The sequence below is a fragment of the Exiguobacterium sp. s6 genome, assembly GCF_018618155.1.
Lineage (GTDB): Bacteria > Bacillota > Bacilli > Exiguobacteriales > Exiguobacteriaceae > Exiguobacterium > Exiguobacterium mexicanum_A.
The window spans coordinates 325,753-333,162 of the sequence record NZ_JACSLN010000002.1 but is presented as its reverse complement, the minus strand read 5'-3'; the positions used below and the strand labels follow the sequence as shown (position 1 = coordinate 333,162).

Here is a 7,410-nt window from a genome sequence, read left to right as displayed (position 1 = left end):
CGTCCTGAGCCAGGATCAAACTCTCCAAAGAATTTGATATAGCTCTTTAAAAATGACGAAGCTTGCGCTTCATTCAAAAATTGTAAAACTTTTTTGCCTCATCGTTCAGTTTTCAAAGTTCGTCAGTTAAAATGGTGGGCCTAAGTGGACTCGAACCACCGACCTCACGCTTATCAGGCGTGCGCTCTAACCGGCTGAGCTATAGGCCCATAATAAAAATGGTGCACCCTGAGAGATTCGAACTCCCGGCCTTTAGATTCGTAGTCTAACGCTCTATCCAGCTGAGCTAAGGGTGCATATTGGTGCGGTCGAGAGGACTTGAACCTCCACGGTGTTAACCACCACTAGGCCCTCAACCTAGCGCGTCTACCGATTCCGCCACGACCGCAGCGTATTAAGGTGTTGCGAGGGATAAAAAATGGTGAGTCATGCAGGGCTCGAACCTGCGACCCTCTGATTAAAAGTCAGATGCTCTACCAACTGAGCTAATGACTCAAATATAAGCTGGGCCGGAAGGGATCGAACCTTCGCATGTCGGAATCAAAATCCGATGCCTTACCACTTGGCTACGGCCCAACGTAAATGGCGGTCTTGACGGGATTTGAACCCGCGATCTCCTGCGTGACAGGCAGGCATGTTAACCCCTACACCACAAGACCGTTATACGTGCTTAAATTTGAAATGGTGGAGGATGACGGGATCGAACCGCCGACCCCCTGCTTGTAAGGCAGGTGCTCTCCCAGCTGAGCTAATCCTCCGTATGATGGTGACCCGTACGGGATTCGAACCCGTGTTACCGCCGTGAAAGGGCGGTGTCTTAACCGCTTGACCAACGGGCCAGATGTATGTGTTTTCTAAAAATAAGTGGCGGAGACGGAGGGATTCGAACCCTCGCACCGGTTTCCCAGCCTACTCCCTTAGCAGGGGAGCCCCTTATAGCCTCTTGGGTACGTCTCCAAAATAAAATGGCTCCGCAAGTAGGATTTGAACCTACGACCTACCGGTTAACAGCCGGTTGCTCTACCACTGAGCTATTGCGGAACGTTGCTTGAATTTATCGAAGTAACGATTTAAATTGTAACCGCAAACCAGAAACCTGTCAATCACTTTTTTAGAAAAGCTTTAATATTCCATGCCGTCTCTCGGCGACTTCTATAAGATAGCACGGGCAGAAAAGACCGTCAACACTTTTTCGTAAAAAAATCGAGCAAAATGAAAAACATTTCGCTCGATGCTAGTTCTCTCTTATTTAACTGCGTGGCTCAAGCATCGTGAGACTGATTCGCCCACGATTGGCGTCAACTTGTTCGATCCATACCGTGACAATGTCACCGACCGCGACAACGTCGAGCGGATGCTTAACGTAGCGATTCGACAACTTCGAAATGTGGACGAGTCCGTCTTGCTTCACCCCGATATCGATGAACGCCCCGAAGTCGATCACGTTTCGCACTGTTCCTTGGAACTCCATACCGACCTGGAGATCTTCCAAGTTCATAACGTCTGTCCGAAGTAACGGCTTCTGAATGTCTTCGCGTGGATCACGTCCTGGTTTCGCGAGCGACTTCAAGATATCTTCAACCGTCGGCAATCCGGCATCTAGCTTCTCACTCAGCACTTTGGCGTCAACCGTCTTCAATCGATCTCGCAGTTCAGCCGTACCGACCGCTTGCTTCGAAACACCGAGTTCCTTCAATAGAGAGAGCGTCAACTTATAGCTCTCCGGATGAATCTCCGTTTGATCGAGTACATCGCTTCCGTTCGTGATCCGTAAAAAGCCGGCTGCTTGCTCATACGCCTTCGCTCCAAGACGAGGCACTTTCTTGATTTCTTTCCGCGTATCAAAGCGCCCGAACTCATCCCGATACGCGACAATATTTTTAGCCGTCGTCTTGTTCAATCCAGATACATATGTGAGCAGCGATTCCGAGGCTCGGTTCACATCCACACCGACCATGTTGACGACACTCTCGACGACAAACTCGAGCGACCCCTTCAGCTTGTTTTGACTGACGTCGTGTTGATACTGTCCAACCCCCACCGATTGCGGGTCGACTTTAACGAGTTCGGCCATCGCGTCTTGGATACGTCGGGCGATCGAGACAGCCGAGCGTTCTTCTACTTTCAATTCCGGGAACTCAGACCGTGCAATCTCTGACGCCGAATAGACACTCGCCCCCGCCTCATTGACGATGGCGTAAGCAATCTCGCGTTCAGCTTTCTTCAGCCAGCTCGATACGAATTGCTCCGTTTCACGGGATGCGGTCCCATTCCCGATGACGATGACCGAAATCGGATAACGTTTCACGAGCGACGATAGCACTTTTTCCGATCCCGCGACATCGTGTTTCGGTGCCGTCGGATAGAAGACACCGACTTCTTCGACTTTCCCGATTTCATTGACGACGGCCCATTTACAACCTGTGCGATAGGCCGGGTCAATCCCTAGGACGACGACCTCACGAAGCGGCGGTTGCATGTAGAGTTGCTTCAAGTTTTTCGAGAACACGTCGATCGCCTGTTCTTCGGCCGTCTCGGTCAATTCGCTACGAATCTCACGTTCGATGGCCGGAAATACCGACTTCTTGAACGCGTCCTTCACGGCGAGCGTGACGAGTTCGCGTTTCTCTGTCGGCAAACGGTCAAACTTGCCGAGCGCTTGTCGCATGAAGCCGGCTTCGTCGAAGACAACCTTCACTTGCAACACGTCCGTGCGCTCTCCCCGGTTCAAAGCGAGAATCCGGTGCGGGACGATTCCTGCGATTTTTTCTTCATATTCATAATACTGGGCGAATACTTCTTTCTCGTCTTCCGCTTGTTTTTTCTTCTGCGAACGAAGGAGCGCCTCTTTCCGGACTCGTGTTCGAAGTGATTGTCGAAGCGTCGCCACTTCGCCCCACTCCTCCCCAATGATTGATTGGACGAACGGAAGTGCTTCTTCAAGCGAAAGATCACCCGCTAACGACTGCGCTTCTTTCAGCGAATAGGGTGTCGGTTGACGATACCAGTCAGCGAGGGCTTGTAGTCCTTTCTCCCGCCCTTGTTCGGCTTTCGTCCGTCGCTTCGGACGATAAGGGAGATAAATGTCATCGACTTGTTGCAGGCTCGTCGCCGCTTCAAGCGCCCGTGTCAATTCCGGCGTCGCCTTCTCGAGTTCTTCAAGTTTGGCGAGGACGTCCGTCTTACGCTTGTGCAAACTCTCTTCATATTGTAAGGCGTCGAGAATCGCTTTGATTTCGACTTCATCGAGATTACCGGTCATTTCTTTACGGTACCGGGCCATGAACGGAATCGTCGCTCCGTCCGCGGCAAGTTGTTGCACCGTCTCGACTTGACTCGTCTTCAACTTCAACTCTTTTGCGACTTTCGTAATCAATCGAATCACTTCCTTTTCTCTTCTCTCTAGAAGTGTAGCAAACTCACGCCTAGACGACAAAAAAACGATGACCATTTAGTCATCGTTTGAGAATACTTCGTTGAGCGGGACTTTGATGGCCTCACGTAACTTCTCAAGCGCGCGTCGCTGCAAGCGCGATACGTGCATCTGCGAAATCCCGAGGAGTTCACCCGTCTCTTTTTGGCTCATGTTTTTATAATAAGCACATTCTAAAATCGCCTGTTCCCGTTCGTTCAGCACACTGAACGCTTTTTCAAGGATGAGGCGCTGGTCGACCGATTCGTAGCCACGTTCTTGGCTTCCGACAAGGTCGAGGAGCGTGACGGTCGAACCTTCGTTGTCCGCTTCGATTGAGCTGTCGACGGAAAGGGCTTGGTAGCTCTTGCCCATCTCGAGCGTCTCGAGAATCTCTTCATCGGAAACGCCGAGGTGATCGGCAATCTCATCGATGCGCGGTGAACGTTGCAACTCGGTCGTCAATTCCTCGACCGTCTTCTTGATTTTCGGTCCAAGCTCTTTAATCCGGCGCGGAACGTGGACGCTCCACGTCTTGTCACGGATGAAACGCTTGATTTCACCGATAATCGTCGGAACGGCAAACGATTCGAAACTGCGTCCGAACTCAGGGTCGAAACGACGAAGGGCAGCGAGAAGTCCGATCATCCCGACTTGAACGAGGTCATCGTGGATAGCCCGGCCGCGTGAAAACTTTCGTGCAAGTGCCTCAACGAGGTCCGAGTATCGGTTAATGAGGAGCATCTGGACTTCTTCATTTTGATCGTCCTGTTGATAACGCTCAATCCACTCTAATACTTCATCATCACTGTGATGGCGTTGTTGAGATTTTGCTGGCACTCTGATCCACCTCGTCCCTGTTAAGGAGTTTCGTCATCGTCACCTTGACACCATTGTCCTTGTTGATCGAGACGTCATCCATTAAGGCTTCAATGAGGAAAAGACCGAGTCCTCCTTCGTGAAGCGATTCAATTTCAGCCGTCTCTTCGACTGGCGCCGCTTGGCGTTTCACGTCGTCGGCAAACGTTTTGCCCGAGTCCTCGATCGTCATCTCGAGACGATCTTGATGGACGCCACACGTGAGTTTCACTTCACCCTCTTGATCTTCATAGGCATGTTGAACGGCATTGCCACAGGCTTCCGAGACCGCGATTTTAATATCTTCGATCTCGTCGTACGTATATCCCATACGGTTAGCGATTCCTGAGACGACTAAACGGACCACACCGACATACTCCGGTTTGGCCGGGAACGTCATCACCGTCTGTTCGATGTTACTCATTGCGTGCCACCTCTTACGTTTGTATTGATCGAAAGCAACTTGTGCAGTCCTGTCAATTCAAAGAGACGATTGACGCGGTCAGTGACGCCGACGAGCGACAACTCTTTCTCATTACGTTTGGCTATTTTAAGGGCACCGACAAATACGCCGAGACCAGTTGAATCCATATAGTCCACTTCATCCAAATGAACGGTGACGTCTTGGTCCGTGATTGCCGGGTGCAAGACTTCCTTCAATTTTGGTGCGGTATATGTATCCACTTCTCCGGATACGTAAAGGTGTAATTGTTCTCCAATGACTTGCTCGCGAATCGCTAAATCCATCGTATATTCCCTCCTAATGTGCGTACAGAAAAATTGAGTACGATTAAACTAAATTCCCGTTTTACAGAATTCTAAACTATTTTTCAAAGGTTTTTTTGAAAAAAAACCGATACCCATGTATCGGTTTCTTTATATGTAAGCTAGAGAGGGATTAATCCCAGACTAATCTCTAGCGCTCGGTCAACTTTGTGCATCGTCTCATCATCAAGATGAGTGACTTTATCCGTCAGACGACGCTTATCAATCGTTCGAATCTGTTCAAGTAAAATCACGGAATCTCGTTCGAGACCATGTTTGACTTGATATACCTCTACATGAGTCGGCAGTTTTGCTTTCTGGATCTGAGCCGTAATCGCAGCGACAATGACGGTCGGGCTAAAGCGATTGCCGATATCGTTTTGAATGACGAGAACCGGACGAACTCCACCTTGCTCTGAACCGACTACGGGCGACAGATTCGCATAAAACACGTCACCACGCTTTACGATCACTCCGCTCACACCCCGCTTACTTGACGTAAGAGAGCATGTTCGGCTTCCGTCTCAATCATCAGCATCTCTTCTGCCATATTCAAATTAAACGCGGCCATCTCTTGATAGCCTCTCGCCAATTCTTCGCGCAGTGTTTGTTGTCGATCAGCAATTTCTTTGGACAAGTACGTCACTACATCGTTCAATGACAATGATTCACGGTCTTTCATCGAAATCGGACCCACATGTTGCGAGAACCGATCTGGAACGGACGCTAAAGCACCCGCAGTTCGCTGTTTCAACATCTTACACCTCCAGAATCGTTTCAATGACTGGCGGAAATATTCCCGCGTTCTTTACCAATATAACACGCGAGTTTGGGAAAATATAGAGAATTCCCGAAAGAATTCAGATAATTTCACACGTTTTCCGCTTTACACATAACGTCGCGGGAGGCGATTCGTTAATTGACAGACGACCTCATAGTTGATTGTCTCGAGATGCGTGGCCAGTTCGTCAATCGCGACTGGTCCGCCGATGAGCGTGACCACAGTTCCGACCGGCAGCTCTTTAGGAAGCCTCACCATGAAGCGATCCATGCAGACACGACCGATAATGGGACAGCGCTCTCCATTGACGTCTACTTCGAAGCCGCTCGCTTTACGAATCCAGCCGTCGGCATATCCTACCGGCACGGTACCGATCCACTCGTCCCCTGCCGTCGTGTATGTCGCCCCGTAGCTGATCGTCTGTCCAGCTTCGAGTTGCTTCACTTGCATGAGCTTGCTCTTCAACGTGAAGGCCGGACGTAAAAATGAATAGAAGGAAGCCATTTCAGCTGACGGGTAGAGCCCATAAATCGCAATTCCGACCCGCACCACGTTGTACGGCACGTCTTGTCCGGCCATGCGGATCGCTCCGGCCGAGTTTGACGTATGAATGTAGCGGAATCGCGAGTGGAGTCCATCTATCAACTGACCGAACCGCTCCTGCTGCTCATAGTAAAGCTCACTGTCCGGCTCATCCGCTGTCGCAAAGTGCGTATAAATCCCTTCGACGATAAAACGGTCATCTGCCGCTTCTAAAAGGGCATCAAGTTCGGCGCGGGTCCGCAAACCGAGACGACCCATACCGGTGTCGACTTTCACATGAACGGTGAGTGGACGGTCAGATAGATGTGTGCACGCCTCACGCAACCAGTCGGCCGAAAAGACGGACAACGTCACATCGTGTTCGGCTGCGACGCCCGCATATTCTGGGAACTGGGCCTCCATGACGAGAATTGGCGCTTTAATCCCGGCCTCTCGGAGCTCGATTGCCTCCTCGAGTAAGGCCACACCGAGCATCGTCGCTCCGTTATCAAGCGCAATCTTTGCCACTTCGACGGCACCATGCCCGTAAGCGTTCGCTTTGACGACGGCCATGAGCGCTTGCGGGATCCGTTTTTTAATTTCGATTACGTTATGTTTGATCGCCGCCCGATCGATTTCAATCCAACTTGGACGAAACATCGTGATCCCCCTCTTCAATGATGACTTGTGCCACGGCATATTGCTCGCTGTGGCTGATACTCATATGAATCCGGCCTGAGTACGGCGCCGTCATATGCGGTCGCCCGGCCTCATCCGGTAAGATTTCGATTTGTTGCCACGACAGGCCCCGGGCAATCCCGGTCCCGACTGCTTTGGCATACGCTTCTTTCGCCGCAAATCGTCCAGCGACGAATTCGATGCGCCGTTGTTCTGGATAGGCGTCCGCAAGCGCCCGCTCGGCTTCGGTCAACAGACGTGCGACGAAACGGTCATTTTTGAGCGAGCGAGCAATCCGCTCGAGCTCGACGATATCGATTCCGATCCCCACAATCACAGGACACTCGCTCCTTTCCTTTTTCACTCGTTTCCTTATACAATTAAGGAAAGAGGT

Annotated in this window: 8 protein-coding genes and 10 tRNA genes; all 18 read right to left on the bottom strand. The window is 50.9% G+C overall.

All coding sequences use genetic code 11. The features are described 5' to 3' along the window. Window positions 1-132: 132 nt before the first annotated feature. A tRNA-Ile gene (locus KNP75_RS12725) sits at window positions 133-209 on the bottom strand. A 10-nt stretch (window positions 210-219) separates the two neighbouring features. Further along, window positions 220-296, bottom strand: a tRNA-Arg gene (locus tag KNP75_RS12720). Window positions 297-300: 4 nt separating this feature from the next. After that, window positions 301-388 (bottom strand) — tRNA-Leu (locus KNP75_RS12715). Between the two features lie 31 nt (window positions 389-419). Next, window positions 420-495 (bottom strand) — tRNA-Lys (locus tag KNP75_RS12710). Window positions 496-504: 9 nt separating this feature from the next. Then, window positions 505-576 (bottom strand) — tRNA-Gln (locus KNP75_RS12705). A gap of 7 nt (window positions 577-583) precedes the next feature. Next, window positions 584-659 (bottom strand) — tRNA-Asp (locus KNP75_RS12700). 23 nt (window positions 660-682) lie between these two features. Continuing rightward, window positions 683-758 (bottom strand) — tRNA-Val (locus KNP75_RS12695). Between the two features lie 6 nt (window positions 759-764). Next, window positions 765-839, bottom strand: a tRNA-Glu gene (locus KNP75_RS12690). Window positions 840-865: 26 nt separating this feature from the next. Next, window positions 866-957: transfer RNA gene (locus tag KNP75_RS12685), tRNA-Ser, on the bottom strand. Between the two features lie 9 nt (window positions 958-966). Next, window positions 967-1,041 (bottom strand) — tRNA-Asn (locus tag KNP75_RS12680). Window positions 1,042-1,249: 208 nt separating this feature from the next. After that, window positions 1,250-3,385, bottom strand: coding sequence for a Tex family protein (locus KNP75_RS12675; protein WP_084592966.1), 2,136 nt, complete (start codon window positions 3,383-3,385; stop codon window positions 1,250-1,252). Window positions 3,386-3,451: 66 nt separating this feature from the next. Beyond that, the gene (gene sigB / locus KNP75_RS12670) at window positions 3,452-4,252 is read right to left on the bottom strand and encodes an RNA polymerase sigma factor SigB (protein ID WP_021068185.1); all 801 of its coding nucleotides are present in this window, start codon (window positions 4,250-4,252) and stop codon (window positions 3,452-3,454) included. Further along, window positions 4,218-4,694 (bottom strand): anti-sigma B factor RsbW, encoded by a 477-nt coding sequence (gene rsbW, locus KNP75_RS12665; protein WP_021068184.1) that lies wholly within the window; start codon window positions 4,692-4,694, stop codon window positions 4,218-4,220. Before rsbW ends, sigB begins: the two co-directional genes overlap by 35 nt. Then, window positions 4,691-5,017, bottom strand: a complete 327-nt coding sequence (locus KNP75_RS12660) for an STAS domain-containing protein (RefSeq protein WP_128123185.1) — start codon at window positions 5,015-5,017, stop codon at window positions 4,691-4,693. The genes rsbW and KNP75_RS12660 overlap by 4 nt, the downstream gene beginning before the upstream one ends. A 140-nt stretch (window positions 5,018-5,157) precedes the next feature. After that, window positions 5,158-5,508, bottom strand: a complete 351-nt coding sequence (locus KNP75_RS12655) for a type II toxin-antitoxin system PemK/MazF family toxin (RefSeq protein ID WP_029596222.1) — start codon at window positions 5,506-5,508, stop codon at window positions 5,158-5,160. Window positions 5,509-5,513: 5 nt separating this feature from the next. Beyond that, the gene (locus KNP75_RS12650; protein WP_021068181.1) at window positions 5,514-5,792 is read right to left on the bottom strand and encodes a hypothetical protein; all 279 of its coding nucleotides are present in this window, start codon (window positions 5,790-5,792) and stop codon (window positions 5,514-5,516) included. A 129-nt stretch (window positions 5,793-5,921) separates the two neighbouring features. After that, window positions 5,922-6,998 carry an alanine racemase gene (gene alr / locus KNP75_RS12645; protein ID WP_215190573.1) on the bottom strand — a complete coding sequence of 359 codons (1,077 nt, stop codon included), beginning with the start codon at window positions 6,996-6,998 and terminating at the stop codon, window positions 5,922-5,924. Next, window positions 6,976-7,353, bottom strand: a complete 378-nt coding sequence (gene acpS / locus KNP75_RS12640; RefSeq protein ID WP_021068179.1) for a holo-ACP synthase — start codon at window positions 7,351-7,353, stop codon at window positions 6,976-6,978. Before acpS ends, alr begins: the two co-directional genes overlap by 23 nt. Between the last annotated feature and the right edge of the window lie 57 nt (window positions 7,354-7,410).